The organism is Bradyrhizobium sp. AUGA SZCCT0222, assembly GCF_018130205.1.
Lineage (GTDB): Bacteria > Pseudomonadota > Alphaproteobacteria > Rhizobiales > Xanthobacteraceae > Bradyrhizobium.
Window position 1 is genome coordinate 34558 of record NZ_JAFCLX010000036.1, and the last position, 19913, is coordinate 54470.

The following is a 19913-nucleotide window of genomic DNA, read 5'->3' on the forward strand; positions in this document are numbered from 1 at the left end:
TTCTGCGCGGCGAAGTCGAGGCCTCGACCAAACGCCCGCCGCACAACAGACTTTGCCCGATTAGCCGCCAGCTTCGCCATCAGCGGAAACCTCGCGGCCGGCCCTGTCCCTGCCGCGAAGGTGAAGCCTGTCGCCGTCAAACGACAGGGTCCACTTCTGTAGCTCGTCCATTCCCACCGCCTGCCGCTCAATCTCAAACGTGGAGCCGTTCAACCACTTCCCCTTGGTTGCAAATACGCCGCCGACGATCGAGTCTGCCTTGCGATACAGACCATCAAGTCCAATCGGACCGATAAACCGGCGTGACGGCTGGCTCGGATCGGATGCGTATAACTCGAGGTCGTAATGCGGGCTCGGATGAGCGAGGATCAGCGATATCGATTTCACGTTCAGCGCATTGGCCGAAAACTTGTAGGTACGTCCCGAGACCACGGCTGCGGTCCCCGGCGTTTCGCCAATTTCCGTCGCCTTCTCGGTCGATATCTCGCGAATCTTGTCCGCGAGCCGATTCGAGGCGGTGGTGTCAGGGGGCAATGCCGTTTCGGATTTGACGGCGCCAGAAATCAGATCAGCCAGCCTGCCTAACGGACAAAAATCCCTGGCGGTCGTCACCGCGACGATATCAAGCCGGGGCAAAACCATGATGAGCTGGCAATGGTATCCGTTCGCCATGTAGACGTGCTTGTCGGGAAGCGCCCAGAACAAATTGGAATACCGCAGATCCGGCGTTCTCGGCATATTCATGTTCACGGTGGCGTGGCTCACCTTGTCGATCCAGCCGGGTGGAAGCAGCGATTTGTCCTCCCATTGGCCGTTGCGCAAATACAGATAGCCGATCTTCGCCATGTCGCGCGGCAGCAAGGCCAGACCGTATCCGCCGGTCGAATTACCCTGGGGATCACGCCACCAGTTCGAGACGGTGATCCCGAGCGGCTCGAACAGCTTGGCCTTCGCATAGTCCGCGGCGCTCATGCCGGTGAGCTTGGTGATGATGCCGGACAACAGGTGCGTGCCGCCGCTGTTGTAGTTGAAGGCCTCGCCCGGCGCGCTCGACATCGGACGATCAAGGATGAATTTGATCCAGTCCTTCTGGCGGCTCATTTCGATGATCGAATCCGGACGCCCGTCCAGCGGCTCCTTCCAGTCGATTCCCGATGTCATATCCAACAGGTGCTGAACCGTGATGGCTTTCTTTCTGTCGTCGGCATCTGCGACGCTGCGATCGCCAAAGAAATCCAGCACCGGATGGTCGAAACTGTCCAGCAGACCATCCTTGTAGGCAATCGCCGCCAGCGTTCCGACCACCGCCTTGGTCGACGAGTTTATCCGGTGCGGAATGTCGGCCGTATATGGCGCGTAATAGGCGTCCAGCACGATGCGTCCACGCCGAACCAGCAACAGGCTGTCGAGGCTGCGGGTTTTCCCGAAATCGAGCAGGTCGGCGAGCGCCATCGAATCCATGCCCTGCTCTTCCGGCGTGGACGTCTGCCATTGCCGGGTTGGCCAGACCGACGCTGCTCCGCCTTGCGCAAATGCGGCATCGCTGGAGATCGAAGCGGCCAGAGCGAGCATGCCGAGCGTGGCCCTTGAGACGGCAGATCGTATGTTTGGCATGAACGCTTCGCCAGTTGATTGCAGGCTCGATCATTTGCGACCAGGGATCGGAATGTCAATCACAGCTGCGCACCGCAACCGAGGTCGGCACCGGAGCTACATTCGTCAGCCGGTTACCCACCTTGCCGATCTGCGGAAGAATGCCTATGACCGGACGGCCAGTGTCCCCTGGGCGGAAGACCAAATGGACCGCATCGACGCGATGAAAGTCTTTGTCTCCGCCGTCGACGAGGGCAGCCTCGCCGGTGCCGGCAGACGCCTGCGCCGGTCACCGGCCGCCGTGAGCCGCGCGATCGCCTTCCTCGAGAACCATGTGGGGGCTGAACTGCTTCATCGCACCACGCGGTCGCTGAAGCTGAGTGAGGCCGGCGAGCGCTACGTCGCGGCGTGCCGCCGCGTTCTCGTCGAACTCGAGGAGGCCGATCTCGTCGCCGGCAGCGAGCGCTCGGCGCCACGCGGCACGCTGACCCTGACCGCGCCCATCATCACCGGTGAAGATATCCTGCGGTCGATTCTCGAAGCCTTCATGAACGAATATCAGGCGGTGTCGGCGCGGCTCGTTCTGCTCGACCGGCCGGTGAATCTGATCGACGAGGGCATCGACGTTGCGCTCCGCATCGCGCATCTCGCCGATTCGAATTTCGTCGCAGTGCGTGTCGGCGAAGTTCGCCGCGTGATCGCGGCGTCACCGGGATATCTGGCGCGGCATCCCGTCATCCGCGAACCGGCCGATCTGGCAAAGCACCGGATTGTCGCCATGACCCATTTCGGGCTGGATTCCTGGAGCTTCCCGCCGTTGAAGGGATCCTCGGTTCCACGGGTGGTCCAGTTCGCGCCGCGGCTGGTCGTCAACACGGTTCGGGCGGCGATCGCCTCCGTGACGGAAGGGCACGGGGTCACGCGGCTGTTTTCCTATCACATCGCCGACGAAATCCGCGACGGCCGGCTGCAACTGCTGCTCGGCAAGGACGAACACCCGCCGCTGCCGGTTCATTTGCTGGCGCCGCAGGGGCGTTTGTCGGTACCGAAGGTGCGGGCCTTTGTCGATTTCGCCGCGCCGCGCCTGAAGCGGTATTTCACCCGGCTTTCGAACGAGGCCGACAAGAATGCCAGCGCCATTCGTTCGCGCAACGGAAGAGTGCCTTCCGAATAGCGGGTATTCGCTCCGAAACCCGGAAGAACTAGCCTGATCTCCATCGGCGCCACACGGCCCGGCGGCAAACCTGCCGCTTCACAGAGATCAGGAGGCTACCATGGGTAAGGAACAGAAAGTCGTCATCATCACCGGCGCGTCGCAAGGCATCGGCGCGGATCTGGTGAAGGGATATCGCGATCGCAACTACCGCGTCGTCGCCAATTCCCGCTCGATCAAGCCGTCCAGCGATCCGGATGTTCTGGCTGTGGCGGGCGACGTTTCCGATCCGGCGACCGCGCAGAAAATCGTGTCGCAGGCGCTGGAGCGTTTCGGTCGCATCGATTCACTGGTCAACAATGCCGGAATCTTCGTCGCCAAACCATTCACCGAGTACAGCGCGGAAGATTACGCGTCCGTCATTGCAATCAATCTCGGCAGCTTCTTCCACCTCAGCAAGCTCGCCGCGGGCGAGATGCTGAAGCAGGGTTCGGGTCACATCGTACAGATCACGACCAGCCTGGTCGATCATGCCAACAGCAACGTTCCCTCGGTGTTGGCTTCGCTGACCAAGGGCGGATTGAACGCCGCCACCAAAGCGCTCGCGATCGAGTACGCAAAGCGGGGCATCCGCGTCAACGCTGTCTCCCCCGGCGTCATCAAGACCCCGATGCACAAACCTGAAACGCATGAATTCCTGGCCAATCTGCATCCGGTAGGGCGCATGGGCGAGGCGAAGGACATCGTCGACGCCGTGCTGTTCCTGGAAAGCGCCGCCTTCGTTACCGGCGAAATCCTGCATGTCGATGGCGGCCAGAGCGCCGGTCACTGACAGCCATTCGAAACAACTCCAGCAAGGACAATGAACATGCCCATCGTCACCATCCAGATCACCCGCGAAGGCACCGAAGGCGGTGCCGACGCGGCCACAAGGGAAGAAAAAGCCGCGCTGATCAAGGGCATCAGCCAGCTGCTGCTCGACGTGCTGAAGAAGCCACTGGAATCGACCTTCGTCGTCATCGACGAAGTCGACACCGGAAATTGGGGTTGGGGCGGGCTTCCCGTGCTCGACTACCGAAAGAAGCGTGCGAGCGCGCGCACGGGCTCCGCAGGCTAGCGGGAAGGATGTTCGAACCGGCGGAGCCGATGCCGTGCTGTTGATGATTGGCGCGGGGCGCTGTCGTCGCATCGAAACCTTGCGCTGGTTCCGCACGCCGTGCTCATACGACAATTCGATTGATGTCGAAGCATTGAAGTCGCGACCCCTGCCATGATGATCGCAGTCGCCGGGTCGAACCGGCGCTGCATTCACAGGAGAACAACATGGCAGCAATCGACAACGCCAACCAAAGCCTGGTCGTCACCGCGTTCTGGGAAGTCAATCCGGGCGAGGAAGCGGCGGTCGCTAGTCTACTGAAAGATTTCCTGCCGCAGGCGCAGCGCGAGCCCGGCGTGAAGGAATTCCAGATCCATCAGAACCTGGCGGAGCCGCACAAATATTTCTTCTATGAGGTGTTCGCTGGCGAAGCAGCGTTCGCCGATCATCAGCAAACGCCGCACTTCAAGAATATCATCCAGGGTCAGGCGATTCCAAAACTTGCGAAGCGTGAACGGTCGCAGTTCCGCTTCATCTAGGCTCAAGCCGGCGCGCCGCTGCCTGCTTCGACGGCGCGCCGCTTCAACAATTCCTGTTCGCGTTTGTTGCCGGCGAGACTGGCAGCGGCCTCGAACGCGGCGCGCGCTTCTTCGAAGCGTCCGAGCTTGTGCAGGAGATCGCCGCGAACGCTTCCCAGCAAATGATAGGTCTTCAGCGCGGGTTCGCCCGCGAGACGGTCCACGATCACGAGCGCTGCGGCCGGTCCCTCGGCCATGCCGACCGCAACGGCGCGGTTGAGTTCGATGATGGGCGAGCGCACCAACGCGGCCAGTTCGGCGTAGAGTTCTGCAATGCGCGACCAGGGGGTTTCATCGGGCGCCGACGCCTGCGCGTGGCAGGCGATGATCGCCGCCTGCAGGGCATAGAAACCACCGGCGCCGCCGAGATCGCGCGCCCGCGCCAGCGCCAGCAGCCCGCGGCGAATCTGGAGCTGGTCCCACAGCCCGCGGTTCTGGTCCATCAGCAGGATGGGATCGCCGGCCTGATCCGTCCGTGCGGCTGTGCGCGAGCCGTTCAACTCCATCAGCGCCAGCAGGCCGTGCGCCTCGGATTCCTGCGGCGCGATCGAGGTGAGCACGCGCCCCATGCGCAGCGCATCGTTGCAAAGCTGCGGCCGCAGCCATTCGTCGCCGCGGGCCGCCGTATAGCCCTCGTTGAAGATGAGGTAGACGACCTCCAGCACGGAAGCGAGCCTTTCGGAAAGCTCCTCGCCGCGTGGTGTCTCGTAAGCGAGACCTGATTCCGACAGCGTCCGCTTCGCGCGCACGATCCTTTGAGAAATGGTCGCCTCCGGCAGCAGGAAGGCGCGCGCGATCTCGTCCGTTGTCAGGCCGCAGATCATCCGCAGCGCCAGCGCGGCACGGGCTTCGCGCGACAGGCGCGGATGGCAGGCCGTGAAGATCAGCCGCAGCAATTCATCGCCGATATCGTCGTCGAGCGCGCTGTCGAAATCGGGCATGGCCTGCTGTTCCTGCTCCATGTCCCGCGCCACGATCTCGTGCTTGCGGGTGAGCATCTGGCGGCGGCGCAGCTGATCCAGCGCCCGCCGCTTGGCGATCGCCATCAGCCAGGCGCCGGGCTTTTCCGGAACGCCCGTGACAGGCCAGTGCTCGATCGCCGCCAGCAGCGCTTCCTGCGTCAGGTCCTCGGCCAGCGGCACGTCGCGCAGCATCCGCGACAGGCTGGTGAGCAGCCGCGGCTGCTCAATGCGCCAGACCGCGACGACGGTGCGATGGATGTCGGCGGCGGTCATCACCGCCAACACCGTCCGCGCCGCACCCGCTTCAAGAGGCGGCTCGCGCACTGACCGAGCAAGCCGCCTCCCAATCCGCCGTCACAAAAGCGCGGACTTCGCACGTGCCTTCCCAACCCGGCATGTAGTCGCGGTGGACCTGCATGAACTCGACCGCCTTCTCGATCGCTTCCTGCTTGTCGCGGAGCTCGAAGATCGCATAGCCGCCGATCACCTCCTTGGCTTCCACGAACGGCCCGTCGACGACGCCGAGCGTGCCGTCCGTGATTCGCACTTGCGCTCCCAATGTCCGAGGTTGTAGCGCACCGCTGGTGACCATACGGCCGGCCTTGATTTCGCGTTCGGCAAGCTTGTGCACGGCCGCCATCAATTCGGGCGTCGGCGGGGTGGGGTGGACAGGCGTAACGATATACATGAAGCGCATGTGAAGAACTCCCTTGTGAGTTAGCCACCGCTATCGCTCGTTATCGGCGGCCGGGATGACGAACGGCGATGATCAGGAACACTCGCCCGGCGCGCCGTCGAAGAACGCGCGAATCTCGCACGTCCCTTCCCAGCCCGGCATGTGATCGATGTGGAGCTGCATGAATTCCTTCGCCAGCGCCACCGCCTCTTCCTTGCTGCGCAGTTCTGATATCGCGTAGCCGCCGATCACTTCCTTGGCCTCCACGAACGGGCCATCGACGACGCTGAGCTTGCCGTCGGTGATGCGCACCTGCGCGCCCATCGCGAGCGGCATCAACCCGCCGGTGTCCAGCATGCGGCCGGCCTTGATTTCCCTGTCGGCGAGCTTGTTCATCGCCTCCATCATTGCTGCCGGCGGCTCGGCGGGCGGATGGGACGACATGACGATCGACATGAAGCGCATGAAAAACTCCTGTTTGAGGCGAGCCGCAGGCACCCAGCCCGCGGAACTGTCCCGCTATTTGAGACGACGAACGGGATTGCCGGGAATCGACAGGGGTTTTGAGAATTTTTCGAGGGGGCCAATGGACGCGGCGATCCGGGATCAGCGCGGTCTCGGCAGTAATACCCGCCTCATCCAGCGCAAAACAGCCGGTTTCGATCCGCACCGCCGCGCAAATAGGTCGTCAACGCCAATATTTCCGCTTCGGCCAGATCCTGGCGCAAGGGGACGCCAGGGAATTCCCGCGCCATCATGGCCTTTGCCGCTTCGGGCTGCTCGCCCTTGACCACCACGGTGAGATATCTTGCAACCGCCTTGACCTCGCGCCGCTCCTGAACGGTCCTGGGCTGCGGCAGCTTTGCCGGCGACCCGACCATCAAATCCTCGAGCGCGACCCCGGCAAGCCGGCGCTGGGCGGGATCGGGATCATCGACCGTTGGGCGGCCCGCGTAGGTCAGTGCGGTCAAATAATAGTGCGCGGCCGCGATGTAGTCGCGGACCGCGGGCAGCATCGGCTTGTCATTGCGCAGCGGCATCAACCGTGCGTCTCCGCCGGTGGCGGAAGCGAGATAGCAGCGCCAATGCTGCAGGGCGGAGAGCTCGGACACGATGATGCCCGCGCGCAGCCGGCGCAATTTCTCGGGCGCTATCTTGACGAAGGCACGCGGCTCCTCGCCCGCGGCCTGACGCAAGAAAAGCGTACCGTCGTCCACATCCATCCGACCCTCGACCATCCAGGCACTTGTTGCGCTCACGCTGCGCGAGCGGATGATCGGATCGCCGCGCGGCGAGTCAATTCGGTTCGCCGCCGTACTGATATCGCTAAGCAGGAGTTTGCTTCCGGACTCAAGGATCTGTTGCTTGCCAGTGGCAGGGGCCGAACCTGAAAGCGCGAGCCGTCCGGTGGCCACCAGCGGTGCATCGCTGCAGAGATTTTCCTTGGCGCAATAGCCGGGGTCGACACCGTAAAATCCCATCATGCGGTTCTCGAACCGCCCGTCGCTCCCGATGATGAGAAGCTCCTCCATCGCCACGATGGTGCCGTCCCGCCACAGCGGCGGAAAGGCGATGTTGTCGACCGCGATCCACCAGCCTGCTAGCTGGGGCGGAACCGATGACTGCGCCGAAGCCGATCCAGCGGCCATCAAAACCAGCAGCGTAGTGGGCGCCATCAACATGCGCCTGACATAGCCAAAGAGCGACATGACTGATCCCTACCGTTCCCGGCCCGCCGCGGTTCAGCTTCCACACGATCGAACCGCGTGCGCGGGACCTGGCGACACCAATTGGTGATCGCTGTGGCATAGTGGTTCGAAGAAAGGCGGCGACAGCGAAAAGGTTCCGCCGGACCCTCCTGTCGTCGGGGTCGGCGCCGATGGTGCCTACTGTCCCCGGATCATGATCAGGGGATCGGCGCTGTCGGGCACCCGCCGCCATTGCGCATTGTCGTCGGCCTCGAACTGCCAGGTCTGGCCGCTGGCCGACAGCAATATCATCCGGCCGTGATCAAGCCGCCACTGGTTGGGCGCGAACGCCGCCACCGCGGGATCGCAGCGCGGCTTCAAAAATACCTGGAAATTATCGCCGGTCGCCTCGGTGTTGGTGAGCGTCAGGCCGCAGATCGCCTTGCCATTGCCGCGCACCATCGACCAGTCGCCGATCATCTGGTCCATCGATTTGGCGAGCGAGCGGGCGGCCGCGAGATTCTGCAGGATGTAGACGCCTTCGCCGGTCCGCAGCCCTTCGAAAATGCCGCTCTCGACTTCGGTGAAATCGATCACCGGCTGGCCGGCGGCATCCTGCATCCGCACGATGTCGCCGAGGCCCTTGATACTCCAGGCGGTGATATCCTTGGTGAAGGGCAGCGCCGCCGCGCAGCTCGGCTCAAGTTCGAGCTTCAGGCCTTGCGCCGTCGTATCGGATTTGAGCGTAACGACGCAGGTCTTGCTGCGCTCGGTGGTCGCAAGCTCCCACTGGCCGACCATGTCTTTCTGCAGGCTCGGAGCCGCCTGCGACCACGCAGGCGATCCAGGAACCAGCAGAACGGCGAGCAGCGCTGATAGCACCGCAACCGCGACACCTGGGCGGCCAGCTTGCATCAGCGCCCCTTCACCGGCGTTTCCGGCACGGGCGTCAGTGGCGCCTTGCCGGCAAACCAGTTCTTGATGTTATCGACCACGAGCTGATCCATGGCATTGCGCGTTACCACCGAGGCTGAGCCGATATGTGGCAGCAACACGACATTTTGCATCGCCTTCAGTTCATCCGGCACGCTCGGCTCTTTGGCGAACACGTCGAGCCCCGCCGCCAGGATCGTTCCCGACTTCAGCGCCGCGACCAGCGCCTCTTCGTCGACCACCGAGCCGCGCGCCACGTTGATCAATACACCGCGCGGCCCGAGCGCCTTGAGGACGTCGGCATTGATCATCTTCGCGGTAGCGGCGCCGCCGGGCACGATCACGATCAGCGTGTCGACCGCCTTCGCCATCTCCATCAGGTCGCCATAGTGCTTGTAGGAGACCGCCGATGACGGATTGCGCGAATGATAGGAGACCGGCACCAGCGAAGCCTCCAGCCGGCGGCCGATCGCCTGGCCGATGCGACCCATGCCGACGATGCCGACCTTGCGGTCGCGCAGCGACCCGACGCTGAGCGGATAATTCTGCGTCTGCCACAGGCCCGAGCGCAGATAGCGATCGGCCTTGACGAATTCGCGCAGGGTCGAGATCAAAAGTCCCATTGCAACGTCGGCGACCTCTTCGGTCAGCACGTCGGGCGTGTTGGTGACCACCACATTATGCTCACGCGAATAGTTGCAATCGACGTGGTCGTAGCCGACGCCGAAGCTGGCGATGATCTCGAGCTTGGGAAAATGCGACAACGCCTTGGCGTCGGCCGGCACCGAATGATAGGTGACCGCCATGCCGCGGGTCTTGGCCAGCACGTCGGGCGTCAACCGTTCGAGATCCGCCCGGCTCTCCGCCTTGTGCAGTACATATTGGTCGGAAAAGCCGTTTTCGAGGATCGGCCTGATTGGCCCATAGACCAGCAAATCGATCTTTTCGGACGAAATATTCCCGGCAGCCATCAGTTTTCCTTTCGAAGCGCGCTTTCATGCCAGCGCCGCAGTACCAGATGCGAAATTAACGCCAGCAGCCCATAGATGACAATCCCGGCGACGGAGAGCAACAGCAGAGCGGCGAACATTCGGGGAATGTTGAGACGGTAGCCGGACTCGGCAATACGGAACGCAAGGCCCGAGCCTGCGCCCGCCGTCCCGGCCGCGATTTCGGCGACCACTGCGCCAATCAGAGATAATCCGCCTGCGATCCGCAATCCACCGAGAATATAGGGCAATGCTGCCGGCAATTTCAGGTACCGCAGCGTCTGCAGCCGTGACGCGCCATAGAGGCTGAACAGGCCGGCCAGATTGCGGTCGACCGAATTGAGCCCGAGCGTGGTGTTGGACAGCACCGGAAAGAAGGCGACGATCCAGGCGCAAACGATGACCGCGGTTTGTTGCTGCAGATAGATCAGCAGCAATGGCGCGATCGCGATCACAGGCGTGACCTGCAGGATCACCGCATAGGGAAACAGCGAATATTCCAGCCATTTCGATTGATTGAACAAAAGCGCCAGCGCAACGCCGCCGATGGCGGCGGCGATGAAGCCCTCCAGCGTGGTCAGCAAGGTGACGCCGAGGGATTCCGACAGCACCGGCCAGTCCGCGACCAGCGTCTGGAACACGGCTGATGGCCCCGGCAGCACATAGGGCTGGATATCGTTGACGCGCACCACCAGCTCCCACAACGCGATGCCGGCGGCAAGCACCACGACGGGTAGCAAAAAGCGAACAAAATCCCGTGAAGAACTCATACGCTTGTTGGCCCCGAATAGGAGGGCACCAGCGCTTGTGAGACCTCGCGGCAATAGGCGGCATAGCTGGCCGACATCCGGAAGTCCTCGACCCGCGGCTCCGGCGTGTCGATACGAAATTCGGCGCTGACGCGCCCGGGCCGTGACGACATCACGACCACGCGCTGCGACAGATACACCGACTCGAACACCGAATGGGTGACGAAGATGACCGTCATATTCAGCTTGCGCCACAGCTCCAACAGATCGTTGTTGAGACGGAAGCGCGTGATCTCGTCGAGTGCGGCGAACGGCTCGTCCATCAGCAGGATATCCGGACGGGTGACCAGCGCCCGCGCCAGCGATACCCGCATCTTCATGCCGCCGGACAATTCGCGCGGGTATGCAGCGGCGAACTCCGACAGGGCCACCTGCGCCAGCGCCTCGCTGATCCGCCTGTCCGCTTCCGTCGCCGGCATGCCGGCAAGCTTCAGCGGCAGCCGGACATTGTCCCGCACGCTGGCCCACGGCATCAGGGTCGGCTCCTGAAACACAAAGCCGATGGCATGACCCGCGCGGGTTTCGTTCGCGGGTTGCGAAACGCCGACCACACCTGAACTTGGCGTGGTCAGTCCCGCAATCAGCCGCAAGGCGGTGGATTTGCCGCAGCCGGAGGGGCCGAGCAAGGAGACGAATTCGCCACGCCTGACGTCGAGGTCGAGCGGTCCAAGCGCGGCCACGCCATTGTCATAGACCTTGGTGACGTCACCAAGGCTCACCGCCATCGCATCGGCTTCAGACAAAGCGGGACCGGCCATCACGCCTAGTTCTTCGGCCGCAGATTGAGGCCGACGCCCTTGTTGATGAAGCGCAGCGTATAGGCCTGGCGGTAGTCGATATCGCGGCGAACCACGCCGGCGCGCACCATCTTGTCGAAGAAGCTGGCGACGCGCGCGTCGGTCATGGCGCCGATGCCGTCCTTCAACGTGTCGCCGGAATCGACGATGCCGTATTCCTTCATCTTGGCCGTGGAATATTTCAGCAGTTCATCGGTCATTTCCGGATTGAGCTTCTTGATCATGGCATTGCCCGGCGTGTTGTCGCCGTAGAGATAGTTGTACCAGCCGATCATGGACGCATCGACGAAGCGCTGCACCAGGTCGGGCTTCTTGTCGACGATCTCGGTGCGGGTCTCGATCAGGGTCGAATAGGCGTTGAAGCCGTAATCGGCCAGCAGCACGACGTTGGGCTTGAAGCCGGCGGCCTTTTCGACCGCGTACGGCTCGGAGGTGACATATCCCTGCATCGCGCTTTGCTTGTTCACGATGAAGGGCTGTGAGTTGAAGGTGTAGGGTTTGACCTTGCTCTCGCTAAACCCATACTCGGACTTCAGCCACTGGAAATAGCTCGTAATGCCTTCCTTCGACACCAGCAGCGTCAGGGGCTTGAGATCCTCCAGTTTGCTGATCTTGAATTCCGGATGGGTCAGAAAGACCTGCGGATCCTTCTGGAAGATGGCGGCGACCGCCACCAGCGGCACCTTGTTGGTGACCGCATCGAAGGATTGCAGCGTGTTCGCGCTCATGAAGAAGTCGAGCTTGCCGGCGATCAGCAGCATGCGGTTGTTGGTGTTGGGGCCGCCCGGCACGATGGTGACATCAAGCCCGTAATTCTTGTAGGTGCCGTCGGCGACCGCCTGGAAAAAGCCGCCATGCTCGGCTTCCGCGACCCAATTGGTTCCAAACGAGACCTTATCGAGGGCCTGCCCGCGCGCAGGCACCAGCGCGGCCACCAGCGCCAATAGGGCTGCGGTTAACGTTCGCGGCAAAAAGGCCGGGTTCATGGTTGGACTCCGTCGATCGTTCTGGCCCATGATAAGGAGGGTGTGGACGTGGATCACGCCCCCAAGGAGGGAGATATCGTCCCTGGTTGACTAACAAACTACCCTGCAAATCCATTCAAAGAAACGCTTGGCTCGATGACTTCGCCTGTTCCGCCCCGCAACTGGACCGACATCCACTGGCCCGATATCGCAGCCAGCGGCCCCGAGCGCTGGATCGCGGTGCTGCCGCTGGCGGCAACCGAACAGCACGGCCCGCATTTGCCTCTCGGTACCGACGTCATGATCGGCGAGGCCTATCTGGCGCGGGTCCGCGAGCTGCTGCCGGCGAGCGCTCCGGTCACGTTCCTGCCGCTGCAGCCGGTCGGGATTTCCACCGAGCATATCGACTATCCGGGCACACTGACGCTGCCCACTGAAATCGCGCTGAAGAGCTGGATGGCGCTCGGCGAAAGCGTCGCGCGCGCCGGCGTCAGGAAGCTCGTGATGGTGACCAGCCATGGCGGCAACAGCGCGGCGATGACACTGGTGGCGCAGGATCTCCGCGCACAGCATGGACTGCTCGTGGTCACCACCAGCTGGTCGCGCTTCGGCGTCCCGGACGGACTGTTCCCGGCGGAAGAACTGCGTCACGGCATCCATGGCGGCGCGATTGAGACCTCGATCATGCTGGCGCGATATCCGCAAACCGTGCGCCAGGAGGCGATCATCGATTTTCGCCCGAGCAGCATCGCGATGGAAAAGGATCACCGCTGGCTGTCGGCGCATCGTCCCGCGCCATTCGCCTGGCAGGCGCAGGACCTGCACGGCAGCGGCGCCGTCGGGGACGCTACCCAGGCCTCCGCCGAAAAGGGCGAAAAGCTGCTCGATCACGGCGCCCGCGCGTTCTGCGAATTGCTCGGGGATGTCGATAAATTCGACGTGAAGCGGCTGGCGACCGGGCCGGATTACATCCTCTAAGCGGCTGTATTGACTGCAGAATCATCTTCAGTCTGGATTCCCGAAACTTCGTTCGAACCGGAAGCGGGATGGCTCCGTCCAACTGGGTGCGGACCACGATGACCGCCTTACGGCTGCTCTCGTGGTTCCCTGTCCGGCATGGCGCCTCATCCACCCTGTGCCGAACCGACCCGCCCGGCTGTCCCCCCGGGCGGGTCATTTTTTTGGGCCATTTCAGCTAGCCCCTTGGCGGGATCGTCCCGCACACTTTGGTGGGATCAGGGCACTTCGGGCTCTGCTCGAACGGACGGCCCCAGCGCTCCTGCCACATCTGCTCGCCGATCAGGCAGGAGACCCGGGTTTGTTTCTCGGTGGCCGGAACGATCTTCTGATCCTGCGCCGGTCCCCTGATCTCACGAATGAGCTTGGTGCGGACCGCCTCCTTGAGTTCGTCCTCGACCTTGTTGGCGACGACGAACGCGCCAGGCCCGCCAATTACGCAATCCTCATAATACAAATCGAGGTCGGCGATATCCATGACGTTCGGCTGCTGCTTGGCCATGATGGCAAGGCCGTTGATGGCAATGCCCTTCGCCAACGCCGCATCGCGCGCGCCGGCGACCGGGCCGCCGACAGTGTTCGGCCCGTCTCCGGTAATATCGATCAGGCGCCGTAGCCCGCGATAGGGATTTGTATCGAATAGCGGAATCGCGAAATTGATCGCGGCGGAGATCGAGGTCTGCGTACCCCGCCGTATCGGCGTTTTCGCGATCTCCGCGGCCACCGCCGAGGCCGATTCCAGGCCATCGATCACCCGCCAGGGAACGAGAAGCCGCTGGTCGCGGAACGCCGACCATTCGAAATAGGTGACCGCAATCTTTTTATTCGGTCCTGCCGCGACGGCTTCAAGGAATGCTTGCGAGACGATAGCCTCCGCATAGGCCTCGCGTTGCGCAGCGAGCGCTTTCGTGTCCATCGAGTAGGAAACGTCGGTTGCGATCACCAGTTCGACGTCGACGGCAGGCAAATTGTCGGTGGCGGCGGCATTGGATTTCAAATCCTGCTCTGCGATCGCCGCAGCCATCGTCCCGAACACAAGAAACACTCCGATCGAGACACTCAGGCGCATGGCATTTCCGTTGTTTCGGCGCAGCCTAGCAGGCGATCTGCCGGGCGCGAAACACCGGCGTCCGCCCTCACCTCCCGCTCCGAGAGCCGTTACAAAACTGTCACGTGAGAATGCCATCCAGTACCGACCTCCTCTTGTTTCTGCTGCGAATCACTTGCAACTAGGGGTGAGGGTGTATGGTGCGTTTTCCCGATCTGGCTTTGTGCGGACGAATCGGGAAGAAGCCGACCGGGGGCGGCGGGGTTGATGACTTCATTTCTTGGGTGGCGGCAGGCGCTCAAATCTGCAGTGATGGAACGAGACCGCAGCCCGCTTCGCGCTGGAACAGGCCGCACCATGGGTTCGTACCGCCAATCCCTGCAGCATGTTTTGGCTGGCGCCGCCGTCGGTGCCATGACGCTCGCCAGTCCCACCCTGGCCGCCGATTTGTCTCTCAAGGCGCCTGCGCTCAAGGCCGTCTATAGCTGGACCGGTTTCTATGTGGGCGGCCATGTCGGTTACGGCGCCGGCAGCCTTGGCCCGGGCACCAACACCGAGCCCTTGCAGGGCGTGTTCCTACCCCACAGCGTGACTGGACTGACCGGCGGCTACCAGGCCGGCTACAACCGCCAGCTGGCCAACAAGGTCGTGCTCGGTATCGAGGCTGACGTTTCGTTCGGCAGCCCGGTGGACATTCCGCGGCTCGCGCCGGTGCCGTTCAACAGCACCATCGATTACATCGCAACCGCGCGCGGCCGGGTCGGCTACGCGATGGGAACGTGGATGCCTTACGTCACGGGCGGCATCGCTTGGGGAAGCACCCACATCAACCTCAACGACACCGGGGTCATCATCCCGCCGAAGCGATACCTCACGCATGTCGGCTGGACCGCAGGCCTCGGCATCGAAGTGGCGGTCGGCGGCAACTGGACCGCCAAGGCCGAATACAATTACGTCGAACTGGCGCGGCGGACCTACGACCTGACCGACGTCGGATTGCCGCGCGTCAACGTCGATCCCAACATTCATTTGTTCAAGCTCGGACTGAATTACCGGTTGTGGGAGACGCCGCCCTGGGCGGGTCCCACACCGGTCGATGGACGCACCGCGCTTCCCGAGCCGAAAAACTGGAATGTACACGGGCAGACCACGGTCATCGCGCAAGCCTATCCGCGCATGCGCTCGCCCTATGAGGGCACCAACAGTCTTCCGGGCGGCGGCCAGGGCCGCCAAACATGGACCGCGGACGTGTTTCTCGGCTGGCGGCTGTGGCAGGACGGCGAGTTCTATTTCAACCCCGAACTGGCGCAGGGCTTTGGCCTCAACAGCACGCTGGGACTTGCCGGCTTCTCCAACGGTGAAGCCCAGAAAGGTGGCGCGCCCTATCCGAAATATCGCCCGCAGCGCTACGTCTTCCGCCAGACCTTCGGCCTTGGCGGCGAACAGGAAGATGTCGCCGACGGTCCGATGCAACTCGCGGGCAAGCGCGACATCGACCGCGTCACGGTCACGGTCGGCCGTTTTGCCGTCGGTGACTATTTCGACGGCAATTCCTACGCCAAGGATCCCCGCGTCGACTTCATGAACTGGGCGATGTGGTCGGCCGCGGCTTACGACTTCCCTGCCGACCTTCCAGGCTTCACCCGCGGCGCGGTGGTCGAACTCAACCGCAAGGACTGGGCGATCCGGGCCGGCCTGTTCCAGGTCCCCAACGCGCCCAACAGCGACGTCCTCGTGTTCAAGTCCGGCGGCGCGGTGGTTGAATTCGAGGAGCGTCACACGATCTTCGATCAGCCCGGCAAGCTCCGGCTCGGCATTTTCGGCAATCGCGGCAATACCGGCAGCTACCGAAACGCGCTGGGGATAGCAGCGGCGGACCCAATGCTTGACATCAACGACGTCATCGTCGGCATCCGGCGCGAAAACACCAAGTACGGATTCTACATCAACGCCGAACAGCAGCTCATCAGGGATGTCGGGATATTCGCCCGCGCGAGCTGGAACGACGGGCGCAACGAAATCCTGTCCTTCACCGATGTGGATCGCAGCGTCTCCGCCGGGTTGTCGGTCAAGGGCAGCTATTGGGGCCGACCGAGCGATACGTTCGGCATCGGCGGAGCGGTCAATGGACTGTCATCTGACCATCGCGACTTCCTGGCGGCGGGCGGCCTCGGCCTCCTGATCGGCGACGGCCGGCTCAACTACCGCAATGAAAGCATCTTCGAGACCTACTACGCGTTCGCGCTCGACAAGAATTTCACCTTCACCGCCGACTATCAGCTGATCGCAAACCCCGCCTATAATGGCGACCGTGGCCCGGTCTCGATCTTCTCGGGCCGTCTGCACGGCGAATTCTGAGCCCCGACGTCAGAAAAATCGGCATCGCGCCATCACGCCTGCTCGTCGGCGGCCCCATCGTCGATTCGTGTCGCCAATGTCTTGTCGATACGCCGGCCGTCGAGATCGACGATCTCGAAGCGCCAACCCTGCGCCTCGACCTGCTCACCGACAGTCGGAATTGCGCCGAACTGCTGGAGCAGGAAACCGGCCATGGTCTGATACTGCCGCGACGACGGCAGGACGATCTGGAGCAAATTCGCAAATTCGACGGCCGGCATCCAGCCCGAGATCAGGTAGGAGCCGTCGTCCCGCTTCACGACCGCCGCTTCGGGAGGCCCCTCCTCCGTATGAAAACCACCGACGATCGATTCGAGAATATCGGCGCTGGTTACCACGCCTTGGAAGACGCCGTATTCGTCATGCACCAATCCCATATGCACCGCGGAGTCGCGCAGGATGGCAACGACATCCCTGGCATCCAGGAATTCGGGAATGATCGGCGCATCCCGGACCAGCTTCCGAATGTCCGGTGCTTGCCCAGACAGATAGCTGTCCAGCATGTCCTTGGCCTGGACAATGCCGAGCGCCGCATCCGGATCCCCGTCGAACACCACAAAACGGGAATGGTTGCGGCCGGCGAGCGCCGCGAAAATGACGTCAGGCGTATCCGCCAGATTGATCATGCTGACTTCGGGGCGGGGCGTCATGACGGCACCGACCGGAAGATCACCGAGACGCATGACGCCCGCGATCATTTCCTTCTCGCCGGGCTCGAGCACGCCGGCGTTCTCGGCCTCGACCACCAGGGTGCGGATTTCGTCTTCGCTGACCTTTTCTTCGGCTTCACCGCGGTGACCGAGCAGCCACAACAGCCCCTTGCCCGAGCGATCCAGCAGCCACACCAGGGGCGACGAAATTTTCGAGAGCAGCATCATGTAGGGCGCCACGCGCACCGCCACCGATTCCGGGTCACGCAGGGCGATCTGCTTGGGCACCAGCTCGCCAATGATGAGTGAGGCGTAGGTGATGACGCTCACCACGACGCCGACGCCCATCGCGTCAGCCAGACCTTTCGACAATCCGGATTCGACCAGCAGGCTGGTCAGGCGCTGGCCCAGCGTGGCGCCGGAAATCGCACCTGACAGCACGCCGATCAGCGTGATCCCGATCTGCACCGTCGACAGGAACTTGCCTGGATCAGACGCCAGCGCAAGTGCACGGCGGGAACCGGTGACGTTCTTTTCGACCAGCGCGGCGAGCCGTGCCGGCCGCGACGAGACAATGGCAAGCTCCGACATTGAAAGCAGGCCATTGGTGATGATCAGGACCGTCACGATCCCGAGTTCCAGATAAAGCATTGTCTCCCTTTTTACGGGTGGTCATTCCAACATGGAGAGAGGCTTTATCAGAGCAGCGGGCCTGCGGCGATAGCTTGTCGTCCCGGCCTTGAGCCGGGACCCATAACCACCGTCATCAGTTGATTTAGAAGGTCTCTGCTACCTGTGCCAAAAGCGCTGCCGCGGCGTATGGATCCCGGCCTCCGCCGGGATGACGTAAGCGTGAAGGCCTACCCCGCCGGCCGGAACGAATCCGCCCGGGCCATATCCCAGGCGTCGCGGAAGCGTGGGTCGCTGGTGCCGTCGATCAGCTCGCCCGGGCGCAGCGGCGGATAAAGTTTCGCGAACGTCAATGTGTCGTTCGTGGAGGATCGCTGCGAGAAGTGGATCGGCCGTAGCTGCTGCGGATGGTCGAGGCCAGCGGCGGCGAGAAGTTCGGACAGGGCGTGCAGGGTGGCGTGATGGTAGGAGTAGACCCGCTCGCTCTTGAGTGGCACCACCAACGCGCGGGCGCGGAGCGGGTCCTGGGTGGTCACCCCCGTCGGACAACGGTCGGTATGGCAGCTCAGCGACTGGATGCAGCCCAGCGCGAACATGAAGCCGCGCGCCGAATTGCACCAGTCGGCGCCGATTGCCATCGCGCGCGCCATGTCGAAGGCGGTCGCAATCTTGCCGGCGGCACCGATGCGGATGCGGTCGCGGGCATTGATGCCGACCAGCGCATTATGGACGAAATTGACACCCTCGCGCATCGGCATGCCCAGATGGTCCATGAATTCCAGCGGTGCTGCGCCGGTACCACCTTCATTGCCGTCGACCACGATGAAATCAGGGTAGATCCCGGTCTGCAGCATCGCCTTGCAGATGGCCAGGAACTCCCAGGGGTGGCCGATGCACAGCTTGAAGCCCGCAGGCTTGCCGCCCGACAACCGCCGCATCTCACCGATGAATGTCATCATTTCGAGCGGCGTCGAAAACGCGCGGTGAGTGGCCGGCGAGATGCAGTCTTCGCCCATCGGCACGCCCCGGATCTTTGAAATCTCTTCCGAGACCTTGGCCGCCGGCAACACGCCGCCGTGTCCGGGCTTGGCGCCCTGGCTGATCTTGAGTTCGACCATCTTGATCTGGTCGTCGGAAGCAATGCGCGCGAACAATTCGGGATTGAAGCTGCCGTCGCGGTTGCGGCAACCGAAATAGCCGGATCCGATTTCCCAGATGATGTCGCCGCCGTTCTCGCGGTGGTAGGGACTGACGCCGCCCTCGCCGGTGTCATGCGCGAAGTCGCCTTTCCTGGCGCCTGCATTCAACGCGCGTACGGCATTTGGACTAAGCGCGCCAAAACTCATCGCCGAAATGTTGAACACCGAGGCCGAATACGGCCTGGTGCAATCCGGACCACCGATGGTGACGCGAAACTGCTCGACGGCGCGAGCCTTCGGCGCCATCGAATGATGCATCCATTCATAACCGTCGCGATAGACGTCTTCCTGGGTGCCGAACGGCCGCTTGTCGAGCTGCATCTTGGCGCGCTGATAGACCAGCGCGCGGGTATCGCGGGAGAACGGCATGCCGTCCTTCTCGCTCTCGAAGAAATACTGCCGCATCTCCGGCCGGATCTCTTCCAGCAGAAAACGGATATGCGCGGAGATCGGATAATTCCGCAGCACCGCGTGGCTCTCTTGCGTGAGGTCGCGAATGCCGAGAAGGGTAAGCCCGCCGAAGACCACGATGGGAATCAGCAATATTTCCCACACCTTCAAATTTTGATCGAAGATGCCGATGCCGATCAGCAGTGCCGTGACGACCGCGCAGATCGTCAGCACGATGTAGCGTGGCGAGAACGGCATCAACAGCGTTTCCATGACATCCCCTCAGCCGGAATATTCTTGCGGAATATTCTTGTTCGCCAGCAGCTTAATCCAACCATTGGAA

The 19913-nt window shown here is 62.7% G+C and carries 19 protein-coding genes; 6 read left to right on the forward strand and 13 right to left on the reverse strand.

Features of this window, described 5'->3' with window-relative positions:
• Nucleotides 1-60 precede the first annotated feature (60 nt).
• Nucleotides 61-1614 carry a serine hydrolase domain-containing protein gene (locus JQ629_RS26440; RefSeq protein ID WP_212415126.1) on the reverse strand — a complete coding sequence of 518 codons (1554 nt, stop codon included), beginning with the start codon at nucleotides 1612-1614 and terminating at the stop codon, nucleotides 61-63.
• 184 nt (nucleotides 1615-1798) lie between these two features.
• Between JQ629_RS26440 and JQ629_RS26445 the strand changes: the two genes are divergently transcribed.
• From JQ629_RS26445 to JQ629_RS26460, 4 genes are all read left to right on the forward strand, one after another.
• On the forward strand, nucleotides 1799-2767 hold the full coding sequence (locus tag JQ629_RS26445; RefSeq protein ID WP_212415127.1) for a LysR family transcriptional regulator: 969 nt from the start codon (nucleotides 1799-1801) through the stop codon (nucleotides 2765-2767).
• A 100-nt stretch (nucleotides 2768-2867) separates the two neighbouring features.
• The gene (locus JQ629_RS26450) at nucleotides 2868-3578 is read left to right on the forward strand and encodes an SDR family NAD(P)-dependent oxidoreductase (protein ID WP_212415128.1); all 711 of its coding nucleotides are present in this window, start codon (nucleotides 2868-2870) and stop codon (nucleotides 3576-3578) included.
• 36 nt (nucleotides 3579-3614) lie between these two features.
• Entirely contained in the window at nucleotides 3615-3863 is a 249-nt protein-coding gene (locus tag JQ629_RS26455) for a tautomerase family protein (RefSeq protein WP_212415129.1), read from the forward strand.
• A 206-nt stretch (nucleotides 3864-4069) separates the two neighbouring features.
• Nucleotides 4070-4381, forward strand: coding sequence for a putative quinol monooxygenase (locus JQ629_RS26460; RefSeq protein WP_212415130.1), 312 nt, complete (start codon nucleotides 4070-4072; stop codon nucleotides 4379-4381).
• A 2-nt stretch (nucleotides 4382-4383) separates the two neighbouring features.
• On the opposite strand, the gene JQ629_RS26465 is transcribed toward JQ629_RS26460, so the two are convergent.
• From JQ629_RS26465 to JQ629_RS26505, 9 genes are all read right to left on the reverse strand, one after another.
• Complete coding sequence (locus JQ629_RS26465; RefSeq protein ID WP_212415159.1) at nucleotides 4384-5655, reverse strand: RNA polymerase sigma factor; 1272 nt, start codon at nucleotides 5653-5655, stop codon at nucleotides 4384-4386.
• Nucleotides 5656-5686: 31 nt separating this feature from the next.
• A complete protein-coding gene (locus tag JQ629_RS26470; RefSeq protein WP_212415131.1) occupies nucleotides 5687-6079 on the reverse strand; it encodes a YciI family protein in 393 nt (130 codons plus the stop codon).
• Nucleotides 6080-6151: 72 nt separating this feature from the next.
• The gene (locus tag JQ629_RS26475) at nucleotides 6152-6523 is read right to left on the reverse strand and encodes a YciI family protein (RefSeq protein WP_212415132.1); all 372 of its coding nucleotides are present in this window, start codon (nucleotides 6521-6523) and stop codon (nucleotides 6152-6154) included.
• Between the two features lie 170 nt (nucleotides 6524-6693).
• Nucleotides 6694-7767, reverse strand: coding sequence for a hypothetical protein (locus JQ629_RS26480; RefSeq protein WP_212415133.1), 1074 nt, complete (start codon nucleotides 7765-7767; stop codon nucleotides 6694-6696).
• A gap of 177 nt (nucleotides 7768-7944) precedes the next feature.
• Complete coding sequence (locus JQ629_RS26485) at nucleotides 7945-8661, reverse strand: AprI/Inh family metalloprotease inhibitor (protein ID WP_212415134.1); 717 nt, start codon at nucleotides 8659-8661, stop codon at nucleotides 7945-7947.
• Nucleotides 8661-9650 carry a 2-hydroxyacid dehydrogenase gene (locus tag JQ629_RS26490; protein WP_212037117.1) on the reverse strand — a complete coding sequence of 330 codons (990 nt, stop codon included), beginning with the start codon at nucleotides 9648-9650 and terminating at the stop codon, nucleotides 8661-8663. The genes JQ629_RS26485 and JQ629_RS26490 overlap by 1 nt, the downstream gene beginning before the upstream one ends.
• On the reverse strand, nucleotides 9650-10438 hold the full coding sequence (locus tag JQ629_RS26495; RefSeq protein ID WP_192739255.1) for an ABC transporter permease: 789 nt from the start codon (nucleotides 10436-10438) through the stop codon (nucleotides 9650-9652). Before JQ629_RS26495 ends, JQ629_RS26490 begins: the two co-directional genes overlap by 1 nt.
• Entirely contained in the window at nucleotides 10435-11235 is an 801-nt protein-coding gene (locus JQ629_RS26500) for an ABC transporter ATP-binding protein (RefSeq protein ID WP_212415135.1), read from the reverse strand. Before JQ629_RS26500 ends, JQ629_RS26495 begins: the two co-directional genes overlap by 4 nt.
• A 5-nt stretch (nucleotides 11236-11240) precedes the next feature.
• A complete protein-coding gene (locus JQ629_RS26505) occupies nucleotides 11241-12260 on the reverse strand; it encodes an ABC transporter substrate-binding protein (protein ID WP_212415136.1) in 1020 nt (339 codons plus the stop codon).
• 135 nt (nucleotides 12261-12395) lie between these two features.
• Between JQ629_RS26505 and JQ629_RS26510 the strand changes: the two genes are divergently transcribed.
• Nucleotides 12396-13217 carry a creatininase family protein gene (locus tag JQ629_RS26510; RefSeq protein ID WP_212415137.1) on the forward strand — a complete coding sequence of 274 codons (822 nt, stop codon included), beginning with the start codon at nucleotides 12396-12398 and terminating at the stop codon, nucleotides 13215-13217.
• Between the two features lie 217 nt (nucleotides 13218-13434).
• Here the strand turns inward: JQ629_RS26510 and JQ629_RS26515 are convergent, their stop codons facing one another.
• The gene (locus tag JQ629_RS26515; RefSeq protein WP_212415138.1) at nucleotides 13435-14325 is read right to left on the reverse strand and encodes a DUF1194 domain-containing protein; all 891 of its coding nucleotides are present in this window, start codon (nucleotides 14323-14325) and stop codon (nucleotides 13435-13437) included.
• A 336-nt stretch (nucleotides 14326-14661) separates the two neighbouring features.
• On the opposite strand from JQ629_RS26515, the gene JQ629_RS26520 reads away from it, so the two are divergent.
• The gene (locus tag JQ629_RS26520) at nucleotides 14662-16662 is read left to right on the forward strand and encodes a carbohydrate porin (protein WP_212415139.1); all 2001 of its coding nucleotides are present in this window, start codon (nucleotides 14662-14664) and stop codon (nucleotides 16660-16662) included.
• A gap of 32 nt (nucleotides 16663-16694) precedes the next feature.
• On the opposite strand, the gene JQ629_RS26525 is transcribed toward JQ629_RS26520, so the two are convergent.
• Nucleotides 16695-18002, reverse strand: coding sequence for a hemolysin family protein (locus JQ629_RS26525; protein WP_212265757.1), 1308 nt, complete (start codon nucleotides 18000-18002; stop codon nucleotides 16695-16697).
• Nucleotides 18003-18211: 209 nt separating this feature from the next.
• Nucleotides 18212-19843, reverse strand: a complete 1632-nt coding sequence (locus JQ629_RS26530; RefSeq protein ID WP_212415140.1) for an FMN-binding glutamate synthase family protein — start codon at nucleotides 19841-19843, stop codon at nucleotides 18212-18214.
• Between the last annotated feature and the right edge of the window lie 70 nt (nucleotides 19844-19913).